The sequence below is a fragment of the Bacillus sp. JJ1533 genome (genome assembly GCF_036965045.1).
Taxonomy (GTDB): domain Bacteria; phylum Bacillota; class Bacilli; order Bacillales; family Bacillaceae_L; genus Ferdinandcohnia.
On sequence record NZ_JBALOV010000026.1, the window covers coordinates 32979 to 54142 of the forward strand.

At 37.8% G+C, this 21164-nt stretch carries 17 protein-coding genes and 1 tRNA gene; 15 read left to right on the plus strand and 3 right to left on the minus strand.

Going from position 1 to position 21164, the window contains the following annotated elements; genetic code table 11:
- The first annotated feature begins 1 nt into the window (after nt 1).
- Nucleotides 2-75: transfer RNA gene (locus V7138_RS13465), tRNA-Gly, on the plus strand.
- 71 nt (nt 76-146) lie between these two features.
- Here V7138_RS13465 and V7138_RS13470 read toward each other — a convergent pair.
- Nucleotides 147-812 (minus strand): B3/B4 domain-containing protein, encoded by a 666-nt coding sequence (locus V7138_RS13470; protein WP_335398151.1) that lies wholly within the window; start codon nt 810-812, stop codon nt 147-149.
- A 99-nt stretch (nt 813-911) separates the two neighbouring features.
- On the opposite strand from V7138_RS13470, the gene queG reads away from it, so the two are divergent.
- From queG to yhbH, 5 genes are all read left to right on the plus strand, one after another.
- On the plus strand, nt 912-2045 hold the full coding sequence (gene queG, locus V7138_RS13475; RefSeq protein ID WP_335398153.1) for a tRNA epoxyqueuosine(34) reductase QueG: 1134 nt from the start codon (nt 912-914) through the stop codon (nt 2043-2045).
- 524 nt (nt 2046-2569) lie between these two features.
- Complete coding sequence (locus V7138_RS13480) at nt 2570-3454, plus strand: amidase domain-containing protein (protein WP_335398155.1); 885 nt, start codon at nt 2570-2572, stop codon at nt 3452-3454.
- Nucleotides 3455-3494: 40 nt separating this feature from the next.
- On the plus strand, nt 3495-3968 hold the full coding sequence (gene trmL, locus V7138_RS13485) for a tRNA (uridine(34)/cytosine(34)/5-carboxymethylaminomethyluridine(34)-2'-O)-methyltransferase TrmL (protein ID WP_335398157.1): 474 nt from the start codon (nt 3495-3497) through the stop codon (nt 3966-3968).
- Between the two features lie 496 nt (nt 3969-4464).
- On the plus strand, nt 4465-6360 hold the full coding sequence (locus V7138_RS13490; RefSeq protein ID WP_335398159.1) for a PrkA family serine protein kinase: 1896 nt from the start codon (nt 4465-4467) through the stop codon (nt 6358-6360).
- 628 nt (nt 6361-6988) lie between these two features.
- On the plus strand, nt 6989-8170 hold the full coding sequence (gene yhbH, locus V7138_RS13495; RefSeq protein WP_335398161.1) for a sporulation protein YhbH: 1182 nt from the start codon (nt 6989-6991) through the stop codon (nt 8168-8170).
- A gap of 70 nt (nt 8171-8240) precedes the next feature.
- On the opposite strand, the gene pelA is transcribed toward yhbH, so the two are convergent.
- Nucleotides 8241-12161, minus strand: a complete 3921-nt coding sequence (gene pelA, locus V7138_RS13500; protein WP_335398163.1) for a pectate lyase — start codon at nt 12159-12161, stop codon at nt 8241-8243.
- 472 nt (nt 12162-12633) lie between these two features.
- Between pelA and speD the strand changes: the two genes are divergently transcribed.
- The 8 genes from speD to V7138_RS13540 all read left to right on the plus strand — a co-directional run bounded on the left by speD (nt 12634) and on the right by V7138_RS13540 (nt 19782).
- The gene (gene speD / locus V7138_RS13505; protein ID WP_335398506.1) at nt 12634-13443 is read left to right on the plus strand and encodes an adenosylmethionine decarboxylase; all 810 of its coding nucleotides are present in this window, start codon (nt 12634-12636) and stop codon (nt 13441-13443) included.
- A 255-nt stretch (nt 13444-13698) separates the two neighbouring features.
- Nucleotides 13699-13836, plus strand: coding sequence for an FbpB family small basic protein (locus V7138_RS13510; protein WP_335398165.1), 138 nt, complete (start codon nt 13699-13701; stop codon nt 13834-13836).
- Between the two features lie 71 nt (nt 13837-13907).
- Nucleotides 13908-14615 carry a TerC family protein gene (locus V7138_RS13515; protein WP_335398166.1) on the plus strand — a complete coding sequence of 236 codons (708 nt, stop codon included), beginning with the start codon at nt 13908-13910 and terminating at the stop codon, nt 14613-14615.
- A 143-nt stretch (nt 14616-14758) separates the two neighbouring features.
- On the plus strand, nt 14759-15340 hold the full coding sequence (locus V7138_RS13520; protein ID WP_335398168.1) for a TetR/AcrR family transcriptional regulator: 582 nt from the start codon (nt 14759-14761) through the stop codon (nt 15338-15340).
- An 81-nt stretch (nt 15341-15421) separates the two neighbouring features.
- A complete protein-coding gene (locus V7138_RS13525) occupies nt 15422-16357 on the plus strand; it encodes an SDR family NAD(P)-dependent oxidoreductase (protein WP_335398169.1) in 936 nt (311 codons plus the stop codon).
- A gap of 176 nt (nt 16358-16533) precedes the next feature.
- Complete coding sequence (helD, locus tag V7138_RS13530; RefSeq protein ID WP_335398171.1) at nt 16534-18858, plus strand: RNA polymerase recycling motor HelD; 2325 nt, start codon at nt 16534-16536, stop codon at nt 18856-18858.
- A 147-nt stretch (nt 18859-19005) separates the two neighbouring features.
- Nucleotides 19006-19149 carry a hypothetical protein gene (locus V7138_RS13535; protein ID WP_335398173.1) on the plus strand — a complete coding sequence of 48 codons (144 nt, stop codon included), beginning with the start codon at nt 19006-19008 and terminating at the stop codon, nt 19147-19149.
- Between the two features lie 75 nt (nt 19150-19224).
- Nucleotides 19225-19782 carry a DNA-3-methyladenine glycosylase I gene (locus V7138_RS13540; RefSeq protein ID WP_335398175.1) on the plus strand — a complete coding sequence of 186 codons (558 nt, stop codon included), beginning with the start codon at nt 19225-19227 and terminating at the stop codon, nt 19780-19782.
- A gap of 38 nt (nt 19783-19820) precedes the next feature.
- On the opposite strand, the gene V7138_RS13545 is transcribed toward V7138_RS13540, so the two are convergent.
- Entirely contained in the window at nt 19821-19955 is a 135-nt protein-coding gene (locus V7138_RS13545) for a hypothetical protein (protein WP_335398177.1), read from the minus strand.
- Between the two features lie 117 nt (nt 19956-20072).
- On the opposite strand from V7138_RS13545, the gene proC reads away from it, so the two are divergent.
- Nucleotides 20073-20879 carry a pyrroline-5-carboxylate reductase gene (gene proC / locus V7138_RS13550; RefSeq protein ID WP_335398178.1) on the plus strand — a complete coding sequence of 269 codons (807 nt, stop codon included), beginning with the start codon at nt 20073-20075 and terminating at the stop codon, nt 20877-20879.
- Nucleotides 20880-21164 lie beyond the last annotated feature (285 nt).

Genomic DNA, 21164 nt, shown 5'->3' on the forward strand with positions numbered 1-21164 from the left:
TGCGGGTGTAGTTTAATGGTAAAACCTCAGCCTTCCAAGCTGATGTCGTGAGTTCGATTCTCATCACCCGCTCCATACATACATAACGCAGTGTTTCGTTTCTTAGATAAACGAGGTGTTGCGTTTTTTCCTTTTTATAAACCTTTTTATTCAATGATAAAAGACTGTACTGACCCACCGTGTACCTGTGTAAACATGGCACCAAGTGACGCAATCAATTTTTCACAACTCTCAATTGGCATAGAAGGCTTGAGATATACAATTTGAATCGCATTTTTCGTATCAACGGTGACAGCCGTTCTCTCGGAATCCACATAAGGGCTACCAAACGCTCCTGTACCATCACTGGATAGAATTTTGTTTTTCATCGAGATGACTCTTCCATTTATCCCCATGTACTCATCTGCTGGTTCGCCGACTCGAATCTCAATATTTCCGTTGATGTTATCCGCATCATAAATCCCAATTGGGATCTCATATTGAATGGAGAAGAAATTATTTAAGTCAGCTGCTGAATGAATCGAATTCAAAAAATTTTGCTTTTGGACCCGACGATAGATGGCTTCAACAGATGGACGGTAGCGATTAGGGTCAGTTCCAACCTTTTTAAAAATGTCTCTCCACTCGGCTATCCCTTTAACCTCTGTCACAGGCTTGTCCTCTAAATCAAAAAAGAGCGACTCCTGAAAGGTTTGTAATCTGCCTCGAATCATTTGTGGAGAATCCCCGACTTCGATATGATCGTATTGAATAATTCCAACCTTGAAATCGGGGACAAGTTCCTTTAAGTATGGCGAAATTCGAATTTCCATCATTTATCCCTCCAAAAATTATTGTAAATAGTGTACCATAAATCCTAGTGAATCGATAAACGGAACGGCTTATGAATGGAAGAAAGGAGGTTTTGAGACTTGGATATTTTACAGTTTCAGCAGGAATTAATCGATTTTAGCAAAACGATAGGAATCGATAAAATTGGTTTTGCAAGTGCTTCCCCTTTTGATGAGTTAAAATCACGACTGTTGCGGCAACAGGAGTTAGGCTACCAGTCAGGATTTGAGCCAAAGGATATTGAAAAAAGAACAAATCCAGACTTGCTTCTACCTGGTGCAAAGTCAATTATTGCAATCGCGTTGGCTTACCCTGCAAAGCTCAAGGATGCACCGAGAAGTACCCGAAATGAACGCCGAGGAATGTTTGCCCGTGCTTCTTGGGGAGAGGATTATCACCATGTTTTGCGGGACCGGCTACAAAAGCTAGAAACTTTTATTTTAGAAAAAATGCCCGATGCTAAGCTACAATCAATGGTGGATACAGGTGAATTATCGGATCGGGCAGTAGCAGAGAGAGCGGGTATTGGCTGGAGCGGAAAAAACTGTGCGATCATTACACCTGAATTTGGATCATATGTTTATTTAGGGGAAATGATCACAAATATACCATTTGCTCCTGACACGCCAATTGAGGATCAATGTGGTTCATGCCGTGCATGTCTGGATGCTTGTCCAACGGGAGCATTGGTGCAGGGCGGACAAATAAATGCTCAGCGATGTGTTAGCTTTTTAACGCAAACAAAGGACTTTCTACCTGATGAATTCCGTACGAAAATTGGTAACAGACTCTATGGCTGTGATTCCTGTCAGACGGCCTGTCCGAAGAATAAAGGAATTGACTTTCATTTCCATGAAGAAATGGAGCCAAATCCAGAGGTTGTGAAGCCTCTATTAAAACCAATTTTATCGATTAGCAATCGTGAATTTAAAGAGACCTTTGGTCCGTTATCTGGTTCTTGGAGAGGCAAGAAGCCCATCCAGCGAAATGCGATTGTCGCATTAGCCCATTTTAAAGACAGCAGTGCCATTCCTGAGCTGAAGAAAGTGTTAAAAGAGGATCCTCGGCCAGTTCTTCGCGGAACGGCTGCGTGGGCCCTTGGAAAAATAGGCGACGAAAGTGCAGTAGAGATTTTACAAGAAGCGAGCTTAAAAGAAAAGGACGAGCAGGTCTTAGAAGAAATCGAAAAAGGATTAAATATGTTAAGTCATTAAAAAGGATGCGAAGATGCATCCTTTTTTTGATGCGAGTTTTGGTGGGACGCGGGAATTGGACGCAAGTCCCGAGAAATTTGAAGTTCATGTCCAAATGAAGCAGTGATTCTGCCACAAGTCCCGAGAAATCTGAAGTGTGTGTCCAAATGAGGTAGTGAATCTGACACAAGTTCAGAAAAATCCGGAGTCCGTGTCCAAATGAGTGCCTGATTCTGACACAAGTTCCAAAAAAAATGTGGGCATTGTCCAAATGAAGCGTTGATTCTGACACAAGTCTCAAAAAAACCGGTGACCTTGTCCAAATGAAGTAATGATTCTGACAAAAATCCCACAAATAACCAAAGTCATGTCCGAATGCAACCATCCTTCAAACATAACCCCCAAAAAACACGATACTCTGTCAAAATGATTCCTATTTACAAAAAAATCTACCTTATAACTTAGCCATTTACATAACAAATAAAATATTTCCCCCCCTCTCTTCATATGGTGTAATAATCACAGCTTGAAGGTGGTGTTGGTTTATGAAAGAAGCTTTGGCAAAGGTGATGGAGGCAAAAGCACAATTACTGGTTGGTAATACACGAGCAGAAACATCAGTGAAATTACCAGATAAAGACCTTGAGATCCTTCAGCGGAAAAAAGAACTTTTCAGAAAACGTTCAGCGGAAATTGTCAAATGCCATACAAACGGACAAATCATCAGTAAAAACGAAGTGGATGGAAAAGTGCAACTAAATTATCACGTCCATTATCAATATTTAATTCGTCAAAATAAAAACCTGTACATCGAGGAGCATTGCGAAGAAAGAAAGGCCGTCTTTACTTTGAATAAATTATTAAGTGATGAAGAAGTTCCAAAGGAAACCGATACCTTTTATGAAACAATGGACCGGGAAGTTCCGGAGGATGAAATTAGAAATTTCACATACAACCGGCTTGCTGCCGTTCAATACGCTGAGCGTTGGTGGAATGACTACAATCCTAAATATAAAAAGTTCACAGACAATTGTACGAACTTTATTTCACAATGTCTTCATGCCGGCGGTGCTCCGATGTATGGCTATCCGAATCGCAGTAAAGGCTGGTGGATGCAAAATAACAATTGGAGCTATAGTTGGTCTGTAGCTAATTCTTTAAGGTGGTATTTGAGTGGGTCAAAAAGAGGTCTCCAGGCAAAAGAGGTATCTTCTCCTAAGGAGCTTATACTGGGAGACATCATTTGCTATGACTTTGAGGGAGATGGTCGCTTTAATCACAATACCATCGTAGTGGCAAAGGACATTGAAGGCAATCCACTTGTTAACGCTCAGTCGCAAAACAGCCGGATGAGGTATTGGTCATATTACGATTCTACTGCATATACACCTAATATCAAATACAAGTTTTTTCACATCATCAATAACTAAGTTTCTATTTTTGGTATAATAACGTTTGAGGTGAAAGAAAGTGGGACTTCATGTCGTATTATACCAACCAGAGCTCCCTGCAAATACAGGGAATATCGCACGAACATGTGCAGCAACAAATACAACCTTACATTTAATTCGGCCACTTGGCTTTTCAGCTGATAACAAAATGCTTAAACGTGCGGGATTAGATTATTGGGAATATGTAAAAATGCATGTTCATGACTCGTTAGAGGAACTTTCTGAAAAATATAAGGATGGGGAGTTTTATTTCATGACGAAATTCGGGAAAAAACAGCACTCATCCATGGATTATAGTGATTTACAAAAAGACTATTTCTTCATCTTTGGAAGAGAGACAACCGGACTACCTCAAGAGCTAATCGAAAAGAATATGGACCGGGCTTTACGTCTTCCAATGACAGAAAAAGTTCGTTCCCTAAACCTATCAAATACAGCAGCAGTCCTTGTATATGAAGTGTTAAGACAACAAAATTACCCAGGACTTTCGTAAATAAAAATGACCTCTACCGGTGGTAAAGGTCATTTTTTCGTTCTTATTTTTTGTTTACACTTGGCTTATCCTCATATGCAGATGTAAAAATGGCTGTCAAGAATGCAATTGTAACCCCTATGATTAGAAGTAATTTCATGTGTTGTTCCTCCTTTATGTATGAAGTAAACGATTAAGTATCCTAAAAAACACATCTACGTGTATTATAACCCAATTTTTATTTTGTGTGAATGTTATCTATGGACAAATTGTAAACATTTTCGAACCTTTTCAATATTAGGCACATACACTACAAGGTAACCCTTTAACATGGTATTCCCCTATTTTTGTAAAACGATTTTTCATTTTGTCCAACAAGAAAAACACGGGTTATTTTTTAACAATTCAGAATTGGACATGTTGAAATTTGTAAGATTAAAGCATGTTAAAGGACATCCTCGCATACATTTTATTAAACCGTGCAAATGACATCAAAGATGGAGGAGGCCCCTAATTAATGGATATCTTAAAAAAGATAGAACAGTTTCGTGAAGAGGAACAGCGTTTGAAGTGGGAAGGAACCTTCGCTGAATATTTAGAAATCCTAAAGGAAAAGCCATGGGTTGCTCAGTCTGCTCATTCAAGAGTATATAATATGATCAAAGATGCTGGTGTTGAAGAAGTAGAAGGAAAGCGTACGTATAAGTTTTTTGACCACCAATTGTTTGGTCTTGAGGAGGCACTTGAGCGCTTAGTAGAAGAATATTTTCATCCAGCTGCAAAACGACTTGATGTACGAAAGCGTATTTTATTATTAATGGGTCCTGTTAGTGGTGGTAAATCAACACTTGTATCGATGTTAAAAAGAGGATTAGAAACGTATTCACATACAGAAGGAGGCGCAGTTTATGCGATTAAAGGGTGTCCGATGCATGAAGACCCATTACACCTTATTCCACATCATTTAAGAGATGACTTTTTTGAGGAGTATGGGGTTCGTATCGAAGGTAATTTGTCTCCGCTAAATATGATGAGGTTGCAGGAAGAATATGGAGGCAGAATTGAAGATGTAAGGGTTGAGCGAATTTTCTTCTCCGAGGATAAGCGTGTCGGAATTGGAACCTTTAGTCCTTCAGATCCAAAATCTCAGGACATTGCTGATTTAACAGGAAGCATCGACTTTTCAACGATTGCCGAGTTTGGTTCAGAATCTGACCCACGTGCCTACCGGTTCGATGGAGAATTAAATAAAGCAAACCGAGGAATGATGGAATTCCAGGAGATGTTAAAATGTGATGAAAAATTCCTCTGGCATTTACTATCTTTAACGCAAGAGGGTAATTTTAAAGCAGGTAGATTTGCATTAATTTCAGCAGATGAGCTGATTGTTGCTCACACAAACGAAACAGAGTATCGTTCCTTTATTGCGAATAAGAAAAATGAAGCGTTACATTCACGTATTATCGTGATGCCTGTTCCATATAATCTGCGCGTTTCTGAAGAAGAGCGAATTTATGCGAAGATGATTAAAGAAAGTGATGTCCGCGATGTTCATATAGCACCACATACGTTTAGAGTAGCGGCAATGTTTACGATTTTAACAAGGCTAAAAGCTCCTAAAAAGGCCGATGTCGATATTATTAAAAAGATGAGACTTTATGATGGGGAAAGTGTAGAAGGCTTTAATGCAATCGATGTGGAGGAACTTCGAAAGGAATATCAAGATGAGGGGATGAGTGGAATTGACCCGCGTTATGTCATTAACCGGATTTCCTCCACCATCATTCGAAAGGAAAATCCATCGATAAATGCGTTAGATGTATTACGTTCTTTAAAGGATGGGCTCGAGCATCATCCGTCAATTTCGAATGAAGACCGCGAAAGGTATTTGAACTTCATCTCGATTGCTAGACGTGAGTATGATGAAATCGCGAAGAAAGAAGTTCAAAAGGCATTTGTTTATTCATATGAAGAGTCAGCGAAGACTTTAATGGATAATTATCTCGATAATGTTGAAGCATACTGTAATAAAAATAAGCTTCGTGATCCATTAACAGGTGAGGAAATGAATCCTGATGAAAAGCTTATGCGCTCGATTGAGGAGCAAATCGGAATCTCCGAAAATGCGAAGAAAGCATTTAGAGAGGAAATTCTCATTCGGATCTCCGCATACGCCCGAAAAGGAAGAAGATTTGATTACAACTCGCATGAACGTCTTCGTGAGGCCATCCAAAAGAAATTATTTGCTGACCTGAAAGACGTTGTGAAGATCACAACTTCCACCAAAACACCAGATGAGCAGCAATTGAAGAAGGTAAACGAGGTGGTCGCAAGACTAATTGATGAACACGGTTATAATTCTACTTCAGCCAATGAACTGCTCCGCTATGTAGGAAGTTTATTGAATAGATAAGTGATCAAATACGCCTTGGCGTATTTGCTGCCCAGATTTTTTAGGCCCACACGATGTGGGTCACAAAGACGTTGCCACAGGATGTGGCGCTCTTAGTCTTTGAGCTTAAGCTCGAAAAATTTCCTTTGAAAATCTGTGGCATTCGCCGGAGGCTTTAACTTTATTCAGTCGGGTTAGGCCCTTCACTGAATTGTATAGTTTGCAGCATTTGTTTCCCACTTAAAACTAGGTGATGAATGCTGAATAAAGTTATAGGGGTTAGGCCAGTAGATGGTCTAATCCCTTGTTTTTCAATATTGACTTTAATTAAGTGAAGCATGTCCATTTTTTGAGAAGCCATGAACTCAATTTATGGAGTAAATGGGTAGAACTTGTCTATTTTTAAGAGTTAGTGCCTAATTTACGAAATCTTTTGTCAATAATACGATATTTTTGCATAGTATAGAGTAATCTACTATTGCTTCAAAGTAGATAGCAGTTAGTCTTTTTTTCATTTTAACAGGTGTTATCTATACAGTTTATTTTGTTTAATGAAATTCTTTCGCAAACCGTCAAGATAATGTATGAAGGTCATTGTAAAAATGTGAATGGTTAGCAAAAAAAAATAAAAATTAGGAGGGGAAAGTTTATGTCGAAAGGTAATTCAAAGAATTTTGTCATTTCCCAAGAAGATTGGTCCCTCCATCGCAAAGGCCATGATGATCAAACAAGGCACCAAGAAAAGGTACAGGACGCAATTAAGAATAATTTACCTGATTTGATAACGGAAGAAAGTATCATTATGTCAAATGGAAAAGATGTCGTTAAAATTCCGATTCGCTCATTAGACGAATATAAAATCCGTTACAACTATGATAAAAATAAACATGTTGGCCAAGGGGATGGAGAAAGCCAGGTCGGTGACGTCATAGCAAGAGATGGCTCAGGACAAAGCGGTGGAAAAGCAGGACCTGGAAAAGGGCAAGGTGCTGGCGACCAAGCGGGTGAAGACTATTATGAAGCTGAAGTTTCACTCATGGAGCTTGAGGAAGCTTTGTTTAAGGAGTTAGAGCTGCCGAATCTGAAACGGAAAGAACAGGACCAAAACATTGTGGAGAATATTGAATTTAATGATATCCGTCGGACTGGTTTAATGGGGAATATTGATAAGAAACGGACGATGATGTCCGCCTACAAACGAAATGCGATGGCTGGGAAGCCGAGCTTCCATCCAATTTATCGCGAGGATTTAAAATTTAAAACGTGGAATGAGGTTGTAAAACCTGATTCAAAGGCTGTAGTGCTTGCCATGATGGATACAAGCGGAAGTATGGGAATTTGGGAGAAGTATATGGCAAGAAGCTTCTTCTTCTGGATGACGCGATTCTTGCGTACAAAGTATGAAACGGTCGAAATTGAATTTATTGCCCATCATACGGAAGCAAAGGTTGTGTCTGAAGAAGACTTCTTCTCAAAAGGAGAAAGCGGAGGTACGATTTGTTCGTCAGTTTACCGAAAGGCTTTAGAAATCATCGATGATAAATATCCTGCTGCACGCTATAATATTTACCCATTCCATTTCTCAGATGGAGATAATTTAACATCAGATAATGCACGATGTGTGAAATTAGTTAGTGAGTTAATGAAGGTTTCCAATATGTTCGGTTACGGCGAAGTTAATCAGTATAACCGTCATTCAACCCTCATGTCCGCTTATAAAAACATTGAGGATGAGCGATTTAAGTATTATATTTTAAAACAAAAAGCAGACGTCTTCCATGCGATGAAGAGCTTCTTTAAAAAAGATCAGGAAGATAAGATGTATGCGTGAAAAAAAGAGAGGGGACCCCTCTCTTTTTCTATGAAAATATAAGTCTAGAAAACATATATGCTCTTTTAGTCTATTTTTTACAATATCCTGGCACCGGGTAAATCCCTGGTTGTTGACCTTCCTTTGTTTTTGGGCCGTTACCTGGTTTGTCACATATTTCTACTTTTGTTGGGTCCCATCCATTAAGAACGTTTTGCACGGTCCAGTTAGCAGCTTCTTCATCAGTAAGTTGCCTTCTGTAATCATTGATTACAGCACCAGGTCCGTAGTTTTTATATTCAAACAAACGGGCATCTTCAGGATTTAATCCGCTCATGGAAGTCCAGCCTTCTGTTTTAATATGGTCGCCGAGTTCACTATTCATAAATACAACACTTCCAATTGCATTTGGATTACCTCCAGCAGGCCAAGGTCTGCCTAAATAAACAGTCCCAAGAGGAGCGTCGCTTGTTAGCTTACTATCCTTAATTAAGATCCCATAAGGCTTAGTGATTAAGGTGCTCGCTGCAGTAATATATCCATTATTTGAGTTTGATCCTCGGTCAAGTGAGTGAATCACTGAATCTTCAAAAACAGCACTTGCGGCACCAAAGATGAAGTCGACGTCACCCTCAACATATACATGAGAATAGTACTGGCTACCAGAGTGAACATATAACGTATCCTGATTCCCTATAAACCTTATATTGTTAAAATATTGACGGTCACCGGCTGCATAGACGGCAACTGCTTGTTTTCCGCTGACATTAGTAGAGCTTTCATCAAATGAGTTTTCAAATGTAATATTCGCTACACTAACATCATTTGCGCGCAAGTACACACTTGCACTTCCGCTTGTACCAAGTGTACCCCCAACACCATTATCTTTTCCCGCATAGTTATCATACGTAATAATGGTTTTTTCTGGATCTTCACCAATCATTGTTATAAATGGCTTATTATTTGGAACAGTAACAACTTCTTTGTAAACTCCATTTTTAATAAAGACAGTGACAGGAGTTTCGTTGTTTGCCGGAACAGCATCAATTGCTGATTGCACGGTTTCATAGTCACCAGTTCCATCTTTAGCAACAACTATTTTATTTTGGATTTGGTTTATTTGTTCATTCAAGCTTTCCACGATTTCAATATCACTTTCTACTAATGTTCGACCATGACTATCTTTCGAGATTGAACCAACTACCTGTACATATACATTGTTTGTAAAATAACCCGTTGTTTCAGCGGTACTTAATAACTTTGTACCCCAGTGTCCGCCCCACGAATAGCCATTTCGTCGTTCTTCTTCAATTTCCATGATGTTGTATTTAATGACTCCATCACGCCCTGAGAAAATTCCTTTGTTTGTACCTAGTTCATAAAATCTGTACCATGCTGTAGAATTTGGATCTTCCACAAAATAAACATTATTCGGATCACCACTTACATAACGGGTATTTTCTAGTTTGACAGCATCTACCCATTCTAAAGCAGCTCGAACAGAATTTTTGATTTCCTCTGTTTGTGGACGAGACATTAGAAATCGTATGATTCCAATAGATTCCGATCCAGAAATAGAAGGATGTTCGTAGGCACGAGCTTCACGTGGTTCTAACGTGTAAGGATCGTGCTGAGCACACCAAGCCGTCAGCTTACCATCTACTTTTATTTGTGCTTTTAAGATGTAATCAATACCACTCTCAATGGATTGTTTGATTTGGTTAAGATACGAATCATCTATTAGATCTGAATCAAATGGATATCTTTTTTCTATAGCATCATCCATCATTTCTAGCACATTAATCATCGCTTCATCGTTAAATGTCACATAGTCAGAATAGTTGCCACGTCTAGGATATACTTGAGCAAAGCCGCCTGAATCATACTGTAATTTAAACAAGAACTCAAAGCCTTTTTCAATGCTTTCTTTATACCTTTGGTCACCCGTTTCACGATATACCCCAGCTAAAAACAGAATTTCCTTGATGGTTGCATCATTGTCGATCGTTCCTAATTCAACACCATTTGCAATCCATTCTGAGCGGGGTTCTGTTCCATTCCAAGGACGTTCGTAGATGTAGGACCAGTTTTTGGTCCAACCGCCATGATCCATTTGCCAGGTTATTAGATTGTCCGCTTTTCGAATGGCATCATTTAGATCACCTTTAAACACAACCTTTTCAGGCTCCACAATATACTGACCGTTTTGGTCCAACTCATCTAAGCTATTCAAAATAAGAACGGTTTGTCCAAATTTATTTGTTCCTTTTGCACCTTTATCAATTTTAAGATTTTTAAAATTGGGACTTAGCGTCGACCAATTACCTGTAGGGTAAACGACACGTATATCCGAATAATCAAAATCCTCGAATGTACTATTCAACGTAATCGTAATTAGGTTACTTGAAATAGCGTGAACATTTGCGATTTGAACGGTCTTGCTTTGCTCTTTAGAAGGGAGGGAATCGATTAATGTCCGAGCTTCTCCCCATGTAAGGTCCTTATTATTAGTTGCTAATGTAGAGGATCCTAGTAGTTTTTCAATAATTTGGACAGCCTCTTTTTTCTTAAGTGTTTTTTCAGGATGAATCTTACCGTTTTTTACTAGATTATCCATATATCCGGCTTGCTTAGCAGCGGTTAAAACATATGAATACCACTTATTAAGAGAGACTTCCCATACTTTTGACTCAGAACCTAAACCCTTAAATTGCTCTTCTTTTACAAGGCCTAGTCTACTATTAATTAAAGCCATGAAATCAAGTCTAGTAATAGAATCGGAATCAGTAGGCTGATTGTCAACGATGATTCCCATTTCATTTAATTTTTTTATATACAGTCCGCTGACAAAATCGGTTATTTTTGAATCCTCAATTTCGATTGGAACTTCATCAGATTCTGTATCTTTATTATGGATTCGCAAATGGTCAATATTCGCTCCACCACTATCCCCGACTCCTGTAGCAACAATATTATTCTCTCCAGCAGTTAATGTAGCTTTAGTTGAAGTGTACATCCAATTCGCCCAACCACCTGTAGGGTTAAAGGCAAGCTTTGGCTCGACAATTTTTCCATTCACTTTTATTTCTGAGGGGCGGTCATCAGTCGCTCCATGAGCAAAACGAAAATCTAACGTATACTCTCCATCTATAGGAACATCTATTTTCCATTCAATAGCTCCACCTGGCGCATTCGGTACCATATCTACAAATCCTGTACCTGTAAATCCAGGATGTTTATTGTCGATGATTGCATTGGTTAACTTTCCGTCTTCTGCTTCGTAAATTTGATCTGTATTAGGTTCAGTCGGAGGTGTCGGTTCACCTGGTTCTTCTGGTTCAACCTCTGGTAAAGAACCTGAGATTTTAATATCATCAACATAATGGCCAAGCGCTTTACTTCCAGGTGTGAATGTTTCAAAATACTTCACTTTTGTCGTTTGTTGATTTAAAGGAGCATTTTCCAATTTCAACTCTCCGTCAATAAAAACATTTGCTGTTTGATTGTTCAAATCAACTTCAACCTTGATGTCATACCATACATTTTCTTCAAGTGTAACGATTGGATCAAAGTTGCTACCCGTACGATATGTAAGGCTATTGTCTTTAGTTTCAATAATAACGGGAGTTCCGTCTCCTTTTAACCTCATTACTTTAGTAGAGCTTGTATACTTCGGTTGCATAAATTTCATCTGAACCGTGACGACACCAACAAGGTCTTCAAAGGATTTGTTTAAATTAACATCTAAGGTTTCACTTGTATCATTTAAAAACACACTCTTGTTAGCAGCATCGGGAACGTCTGTAACTAGGATGGTTCCACCGCCTTCTGAAACATTAAATTCTGATGGATGCTCCCCTGTAATTTCATCATTAAAATCTGCTTCAAAAAGAAAGGTCGATGCATCATTTTTACCGGCATGAACTTGAGAAATGGATGCAGTGGTAAAAAAACTTGTGAATGTTAGCATGATCACCAATGTAAGAGAACCAAAACGCTTCAAAATACTCATTCATTGAACTCCTTTCTATATTTAATTAAGCTACTGAAACGAGTAAAATCTGGACCTCCCTTCAAGGACTAAAGAACTATCTGAATGTTCAGTCTATGATGTCTACAAAACAGAGTGTACCATAGTAGGGATAATCATAAATGTATATAAATTGCTATTAAATATGCCAATTTTGCCATTTTGGTAGAATCTAAGCAAATGATTATATGTGTTATGAGAAAAGCAATTATTAATAGAAACTTAATTCTTTATTCATAGTTTGTTCATATTTTATGGGTAGTATAAAGACATGGAAAAGATAAGCTTTTTCATACCCCCCTTTTAAATGATCATATCATTTACAGTGTCCGGCTTTTTAGCCGGATTTTTTTTTGACCATTATTAAAAAATATAAAATGAATAGAATCCCGCGATTCAACCAACATAAAAATATGGAAAAAATATAGAAAAAGGGGACAATTAAATGAAACATATGGAGATGACTCCAAATCAGATAACACAATTACATGGTTTTAATAACTTAACGAAATCGCTAAGTTTTAACATGTACGATATCTGTTATACAAGGTCTCAGGAAGAGCGGGATGCTTATATTGAATATATTGATGATGTATATAATGCCGATCGGTTAACCGAAATATTAACCAATGTTGCGGATATTATTGGGGCAAATATTTTAAATGTCGCGAAGCAAGATTATGTTCCGCAAGGGGCAAGTGTTACCATTTTAGTGTCAGAGGGGCCGGTTGATGAGTCCCCCGATGAAGCGTTTGAAGAGTCCCCTGGACCGATTCCAGGGTCAGTAGTTGCACAAATGGATAAAAGTCATATCACCGTTCATACCTATCCAGAATCCCACCCGGATGATGGGATTAGCACATTTCGGGCAGATATTGATGTGTCAACATGCGGGGAAATATCTCCTCTAAAAGCGTTGAATTACTTGATCCAATCGTTCGAGACCGATGTGATGACCATTGATTATCGTGTACGTGGATTCACAAGAGATGTAACGGGGCATAAACTGTTTATTGACCATGAGATTAATTCGATTCAAAATTATATTCCTGAAGAGATTCAAGAAATGTATCACATGATTGATGTGAATGTATATCAGGAAAATATTTTTCACACGAAATGCAAACTGAAGGAATTCGACCTAGAGCATTACTTGTTTTTTAGCAATACAAAAGAAAAACTTACATCCGAAGAGGAAATGATTATTGCAGAAAAATTGATTACCGAAATGGATGAAATTTTCTACGGAAAAAATATTATTTAAAAAAATATTGACAATTTCATAAACCCTATGTAAAATTGTTAGTATAATAAAAATTACAAATATTGTTCTCCTAAAGGGGAGTAGCTTTTACAGCAAAGTCGTCATTTCAGAGTGTGAACCACTCTCGGCTTTGTTGGCAACTTACACGTTGTTAGCAAGACCTTTACCAAGATTACGGTAGAGGTCTTTATTTATGGCCTTTACCACCACGGTAAAGGTCATTTTGTTTTATGGGAAGAATGAGAGGTGAAAGGTATGCTTAAGAGAAAGGTAGAAACAGTCTCAATTGAGGATCTAATCAAAAAGAATAGAGAAGAGATTTTACAAGATAAAGAAGAACTTGAAAAGATTGAAAAGCGTCTAGATGAAAAGCGTTTAGCCGCATTGAAATAGTTTATTCTAGTGAAAGGCATCATTGTTTTTCCTAATTTTATAGAATAAAAGAAATAGAAGGGAGCTCTTTGATGGAAATTTTAAGCGTAGAGTTTTTAACCGCACTTTTAGTTATTATTGGAATTGATTTGGTATTAGCAGGAGATAATGCCATTGTTATTGGTTTAGCTGCACGAAATTTACCAAAAGAACAACAGAAAAAGGCAATTATTTGGGGAACTGTAGGGGCAATCGCGATTAGGATTGCAGCAACCTTAGCAGTTGTATGGCTTCTTGAAATCCCAGGTTTACGTCTTGTCGGAGGAATCCTTCTCGTATGGATTGCCTATAATCTGTTAACAGACGATAAAGGCCATGAAATTAAAGCAGTTGGAAGCTTCTGGGCAGCCATTCGAACCATTATTATTGCAGATGCACTAATGGGTCTTGATAATGTTTTAGCGGTTGCTGGAGCTGCGCAAGGCAACTTCTTACTAGTTGTATTAGGACTTATTATTTCAGTTCCTATTATGATTTGGGGTAGTACATTATTTATTAAGTTAATTGATCGTTTCCCAATTATCATTACACTTGGTGCAGCGATTTTAGCATGGACTGCTTCAAAGATGATTGTTGCAGAACCATTCTTAGGCTCAGTATTTAGTAATGGCTTTGTGAAGTATGGCTTTGAGATCCTTGTGGTGGCTGCGGTTGTCGCAATTGGTTATATGAAACAGAAAAAAGCTGCAAGTGCTGCAGAAGAGCAACAGGAACAACAAGTACTAAGTAAAGCTGAATAATTTTGCTGGCGGACTCATATAAGGGTCCGCTTTTATATTGTATAAAGATTATTCAAAAAATGTGCATGATTTCAATTGACTTCTGGTTTAATCTGGAATAAACTAATTATTGAACAGTGGTTAATAAAGGAGTTATAAAAGTAATGTCACCAAGAAAACAGGTTCAAGAAGAATTATCACGTGAAAAAATAATGGATGTTGCCCATGAACTTTTTGTACAGAAAGGGTATCAACATGTTTCCATGCGCCAGATTGCAAAGGAATTAAACTATAGCCATGGCGCCATCTATTATCATTTTAAAAACAAGGCTGATTTATTTTATGCAATGGTTGTTCAGGATTTTGAAATGTTAAACGGTGTGTTACATGAAATTATCAATCAGGACCTCTCACAAGATGAGAAACTAAAAAAAATTTTATTGGGGTATATTGAATTTGGGTTAACCCATAAAAGCCATTATGAGCTAATGTTTTTAATCAATGATGAAGAAATTAAGAGCTGTGTACAGCAAGAGCCACTTGAAAGCTATGGGATGTTTGCACATGCAATATCGAGTTTAAGCAACCAACGAGCGAGTATTCAGGATATCTGGACACTTTTCTTATCGATCCATGGTTTTGTTACACATTATTGCAGAAGCAATCAAACCTATGACGATGTAAAAAATTTGGCTCAATCACATGTTGAATATATTTTAAAGCCAATCTTAGATGGGGAAGTGTAAGACGCTTTCCCTAAGTGATGGCATTATTTTTTGTATATTATTGACCGTTGGTTAATAAAATTTTAATGGGGAGATGATACGATGAAAAAGGCTTTAGTATTAGGTGCATCAGGTGGAATGGGGTATGCAATAGTTGAAGAGTTAGTAGAAAGAGGGATGGAAGTCGTTGCGTTTGCAAGAAACAAAGAAAAATTAGTAAAGCTTTTTAACAACAAGGAAACCGTTAAAATTGTCGCGGGAGATGTATTTAATAAAACCGATTTATTAAATGCGGCTAGAGGAATTGACGTTATCTTTCATGCGGTCAATATCCCTTATTATGAATGGTATGAAAAACAGCCAACTTTAATGAGAAATGTCGTGCAAGCGGCAGAATCCGCAAACTGTAAGCTTGCAATTGTTGACAATATTTACGCCTATGGGCGGGGAAATGGAGGTAAAGTGAATGAAGTGTATCCAAAAAATCCACATACGAAGAAGGGAAAAGTTCGGGTTGAGCTTGGAAATATAGCCAACCAGGCAAATATCCCTGTTCTAATTGCACATTTTCCTGACTTTTATGGACCGAACGCAGCTAATGCGATGCTGACCTATACATTTGAGAAGGTGGTACAAAACAAAAAGGCCATGTTCGTAGGAAATCAGCAAAATGCCAGGGAATATATTTACACCCCAGATGGGGCAAAAGCGATTGTCGAGCTTGCGATTCATGAAAAGGCATATGGACAAAGCTGGAATATTCCGGCAGCGGGAGTGATTTCGGGAGAGAAAATCATAAATATTGCGCGTAATCATCTCAATTATCAAAAGTCTGTTTCAACTGTAACAAAAGGTATGATTCGTTTGTTAGGTATGTTTGATAAACAAATGAGAGAGGTTGTGGAAATGCTGTATTTAACAGAAGATCCGGTGGTATTGGATGGATCAAAATATGAGCAGGAAATCGGTCCTTTACCTGCAACACCTTATGAAGAAGGAATTAAAAGAACTTTGGATTATATGGTGGAAAATAGCTAAAAAACATTGAAAAAGACAGAACGACATGGTAAGATGTCATTGTTCTGTCTTTTTTTGGACTTTATAAATAAACACGTTTAATATACTCTATTATAATTATATAACAAACTTTTTTGATTGTCAACTTTTCATTTTAGGGTGCAGACAGAAGTTCACTTTTACGAGGAGTGGTGTTCATGGAGAAGCAAAATGTAGATTTGATTCAGGAACAAGACAGACTAGAAGATGTATTGAAGGTCATTGAAAGTAAGAAAGCAGCCATCGAATCCAAGGTGGGAAACTTTAAAAGTGAAATTGTTGACCTTCGAAAAACGTTTTGGGAAGATGTAACGGTCAATCTTGATGAACCTGATGATGTCATTGAAACATTTCAAAGTATTAAACAGCAGTCCGAGCTATTAGGTGAACGCGAAAGAAATCATCGCCAAATTTATAAACAAATTAAAATTCTTGAAAGACTAAAGGAATCACCATATTTTGGTCGATTTGATTTTGCCGAAAATGGAGAGACCAATGCAGAAAAAGTTTATATTGGAATAGCATCATTATTAGATGAAAATGAAGATGATTTTTTAATCTTTGACTGGAGAGCCCCCATTTCGAGTATGTACTATGACTATTATCCGGGTCCGGCTAAGTATGATACCCATTTTGAAACAATTGAAGGGGAAATGACATTAAAACGACAATTCATCATAAAAAATAGCAAGTTAAAAAGCATGTTTGATACCGGAGTTACAATTGGGGATGAAATGCTTCAGGAGGTACTTGGCAACAATGCGAACACACAAATGAAGAGCATTGTGGCAACGATTCAACGTGAACAAAATAAAATCATCCGAAATGAAAAAAGTCGTTATTTAATTGTACAGGGGGTTGCGGGTTCAGGTAAAACATCTGCCGCTTTGCAGCGAGTCGCGTATTTACTATATCGCTATCGTGAACATCTTAGCTCAAATAATATCATGCTATTTTCACCGAATCCTCTTTTCAACAGCTATGTTGCTACCGTACTTCCTGAGCTTGGGGAAGAAAACATGCAGCAATCAACCTTTCAGGAATATGTCGAGCATCGGTTAGGTAGTCTTTTCGAAGTAGAGGATCCATTTTCACAAATGGAATACTTGTTAACAAAGATGAATCAACCCGATTATGATATAAGACTAAAAGCGATTTACTTCAAGGCTAACCTAGGATTTAAGACACTCATTGATTCGTATGTAAAAAGGCTTGGAGAACAAGGGATCCTTTTTAAAGACATTATCTTTAAAAAGAAAGTGATCCTTTCAAAGGAATCGATTGCAGAGTATTTTTACTCATTGGATCCAACGATTTCGATTCCGAATCGACTTACAAAAGTCACAGAGTGGTTGATGAAGGAAGTCGTCCAATTCGAGCGAAAAGAACGGAAAAAAGATTGGGTTCTTCAGGAAGCTGAGTTGATGGATAAGGAAGATCACCTTGAAATCTTTAAACAATTGCAGAAAAAGCAGGAGTTCTCTGAAGATACATTCGATGATTATGAACGTGAGGAAAAATTAATTGCAAAGGAAATTGTTAGGAAGCATTTTAAACCAATAAAAGCGACTATTAAAAAGCTTGAATATCTAGATCGAAGAGGAATTTATAAACAATTATTTTTACACACGAAAGAACAAAACATAACGGAGAAATGGAGCGAAATTTGTTCGTATACAATTGAAAAATTAGAACAACATCATTTGGATTATGAGGATGCTACTCCCTTTTTATATTTACAGGACTTAATTGAAGGTAAAAAATCAAATACAAGGATTCGGCAATTGTTCATTGATGAGGCTCAAGACTATTCACCATTTCAATTTGAATATGTAAAGCAATTGTTTCCGAATTGCCGCATGACGATACTTGGGGACTACAACCAGGCCATTTATGCACATTCCATGAATGCACCCACAATGCTTTCCCCAGAGCTCTATGACGAAGAAAAAACAGAAGTCATTCAATTGAAGAAAAGCTATCGGTCTACAAGGGAGATTGTTGAGTTTTCAAAAGGGATTGTGGCTGGTGGTACTGATATTGAAGCCTTTAACCGTTCCGGGTCACTTCCTTTATTTAAAGAAGTGACGACGAAAGAAGAACTTCACAAGGAAGTCCTAACTAAAGTAAAGGATCTTCAAGAAATGGGACATGAAACCATTGCAGTGATTTGCAAAACTGAAGCGGAAAGCAAGGAAGCTTTTGATGCTTTGAAAAATAAAATGCAGGTTCGATTAATGAATCAGGAGACGTATCAATTTGACAAAGGTGTTCTCATTTTGCCAACCTATTTAGCAAAAGGAATCGAGTTTGATGGAGTTATTATTTATAATGCCTCAAATGAGGTGTATGGAAGAGAATATGAGCGTAAGCTTTTTTATACAGCCTGTACACGTGCGATGCACGAACTCCTGCTTTTTTCAATGGGGCCAAGAAGCTTTTTCTTTGATGGAATTGATGAAGAAAAATATAAAGAAGAGTAAATGAGAGTCAGCATATGCTGGCTTTTATTTTTGTCCTGCTGTTTTGCAAGGCGTTTCGCATTTTGCATTTGGATATTATTAACGTGAAAAAACTTCGTACAGATAGATAAAAATAAGAAAAATATTATTCTTACGGAGGTAAAAAAGATGACGACAAATTGCTTTTATTGTCAAGATGCTTTTGAGAATGAGCGATTTCACTATGTTGCATTTGTAAATATTGAAGGAGAGCACGAAGAAACTTTATGTAAAGATTGCTACCAGGAGTGGCTTGCGGGAATTAAAGAATAACGAAAAATGGAGGCTCCTTTATTCCCCGCCATTTGATATACTTTTCATATCTAGTTTGAGAGAGGTGGGAGAATTTTGAAAAGATGCGGCTGGGTGAATGAGGATCCTCTTTATATAAACTACCATGATCAGGAGTGGGGTGTCCCTGTTTATGATGACCGATTGCTCTTTGAATATTTGAATTTAGAGGGGGCGCAGGCTGGCCTTAGCTGGTATACCATTTTGAAAAAACGAGAAAATTACCGCAAGGCCTTTGACCATTTTGAACCAGCAAAAATCATTACTTATGATGAGAAGAAAATTGAGGAACTGTTATCGGATGAAGGCATTGTTCGAAATCGGCTAAAAGTCAATGCAGTTGTTACGAATGCAAAAGCATTTCTTCGGGTTGTAGAGGAATTTGGAAGCTTTCATACATATATTTGGTCATTCGTGGATGGAAAACCAATCAAAAATCATTTTGAAACTTTGGAGGAGGTTCCAGCCACAACTGAGATTAGTGACCGATTAAGTAAAGATTTAAAAAAGCGTGGCTTTAAATTCGTTGGTTCGACGATTTGCTATGCCTTTATGCAGGCAACCGGAATGGTAAACGATCACATAGTCAGTTGTCATTGTTATAAACGTACATAAAAGTAGGGGCTTCCTTTAGTAGGTAGCCCCCTTACTCATCAGGTGATAGGATCGTCATCATCGTCTTCATATAAATATCCCAACTCTTGTTCCCCATTTGGTAATGAGTTGGTAAGATCATGCCAGCCTGTGTATCCAAACACAGTATCAAGGAGTCTTTCAAATCGTTGCATTGTTTTCACCTCTTTTTTGGATTAGTTTGTCCGTTCCATTGAATAATATGTAAAGTCCTTTGTGATTTCGCTAATTACGATAATTTCTTTATAATAAGCATATTGAGGAGGTTCTATATGAACAGAAAAGTTGGTTTTATAGGGTGTGGAAAAATGGCTCAGGCGATGATCCAGGGGATGATTGCTTCTGAATTCACAACTCCACAACAAATAATGGCAAGTGCAAAAACAGAGAACACGCTTCAATATGTGAAAAAAACACATGAAATCAGAACAACTTTTCACAACAAAGAGGTAGCGGAAAATGCAGATTATTTGTTTTTAGCTGTTCAACCTCATTTGTATGAGGATGTTATCAATGAAATAAAAGAGGTTGTTAAGGATGATACCATCATCATTACAATCGCAGCTGGCATAACACTTGATTTTATACAAAAACAGTTTGAACGTCCAATGAAGGCTGTTCGCTCCATGCCAAATACACCTTCTTTAGTTGGTGAAGGAATGAGTGCACTATGTGTGAATTCTCATGTAACAACTAAAGATTTATCTGAAATTATCCGAGTGTTTGAAGGGTTTGGAAAAGCTGAAGTTATGGAAGAAAAACATATGGATGCAATTCCAGCGGTGAGTGGTTCGTCACCGGCTTATGCGTATTTATTTATTGAAGCATTAGCCGATGGTGCTGTTATGCAAGGAATTCCAAGAAAACAAGCGTACAAGCTGGCTGCCCAAGCTCTACTGGGTGCGGCAAAAATGGTCCTAGAAACCGATAAACATCCCGGCAAATTAAAAGATGATGTATGTACCCCAGGGGGCTCAACCATCCAAGCAGTCGCAACTCTTGAAAAACAAGGCTTCCGTGCAAGCGTAATCGCAGCCATGGAAAGCTGCACTCAAAAATCAAAACAAATGGAACAGTAGGACGGTTTTTGTGGGGAAAGTTACTAGTAAAAATCTGCAATCGAATTTACTCTGATTGCAGATTTTTCAGTTGATTTGTTCTTTATAAAGAATGTATAATATAAATATGACAAATATTACAAAAACTTGTAACAAATTCAAGCTATTCAACGTCTAATAAGGTGAAAAAGGTTACCTTCTTCTTTCGTAAAACTTCTATATTCACTGTAATTTCGCTTTTATTCTCCAACCATCTTAGTCGATTTCCCATACATGAGAAGGCATTTAAGAACTTAACGTAATTTA

Bases quoted from the DNA above. Each gene is read 5' to 3' on its own strand.
- V7138_RS13545 (WP_335398177.1), bottom strand. From the start codon at position 19,955: ATGCAACGATTTGAAAGACTCCTTGATACTGTGTTTGGATACACAGGC.
- V7138_RS13520 (WP_335398168.1), top strand. From the start codon at position 14,759: ATGTCACCAAGAAAACAGGTTCAAGAAGAATTATCACGTGAAAAAATA.
- yhbH (WP_335398161.1), top strand. From the start codon at position 6,989: ATGTCGAAAGGTAATTCAAAGAATTTTGTCATTTCCCAAGAAGATTGG.
- V7138_RS13510 (WP_335398165.1), top strand. From the start codon at position 13,699: ATGCTTAAGAGAAAGGTAGAAACAGTCTCAATTGAGGATCTAATCAAA.
- helD (WP_335398171.1), top strand. From the start codon at position 16,534: ATGGAGAAGCAAAATGTAGATTTGATTCAGGAACAAGACAGACTAGAA.
- V7138_RS13480 (WP_335398155.1), top strand. From the start codon at position 2,570: ATGAAAGAAGCTTTGGCAAAGGTGATGGAGGCAAAAGCACAATTACTG.
- V7138_RS13525 (WP_335398169.1), top strand. From the start codon at position 15,422: ATGAAAAAGGCTTTAGTATTAGGTGCATCAGGTGGAATGGGGTATGCA.
- speD (WP_335398506.1), top strand. From the start codon at position 12,634: ATGGAGATGACTCCAAATCAGATAACACAATTACATGGTTTTAATAAC.
- V7138_RS13490 (WP_335398159.1), top strand. From the start codon at position 4,465: ATGGATATCTTAAAAAAGATAGAACAGTTTCGTGAAGAGGAACAGCGT.
- pelA (WP_335398163.1), bottom strand. From the start codon at position 12,161: ATGAGTATTTTGAAGCGTTTTGGTTCTCTTACATTGGTGATCATGCTA.
- V7138_RS13535 (WP_335398173.1), top strand. From the start codon at position 19,006: ATGACGACAAATTGCTTTTATTGTCAAGATGCTTTTGAGAATGAGCGA.
- V7138_RS13470 (WP_335398151.1), bottom strand. From the start codon at position 812: ATGGAAATTCGAATTTCGCCATACTTAAAGGAACTTGTCCCCGATTTC.
- V7138_RS13515 (WP_335398166.1), top strand. From the start codon at position 13,908: ATGGAAATTTTAAGCGTAGAGTTTTTAACCGCACTTTTAGTTATTATT.
- proC (WP_335398178.1), top strand. From the start codon at position 20,073: ATGAACAGAAAAGTTGGTTTTATAGGGTGTGGAAAAATGGCTCAGGCG.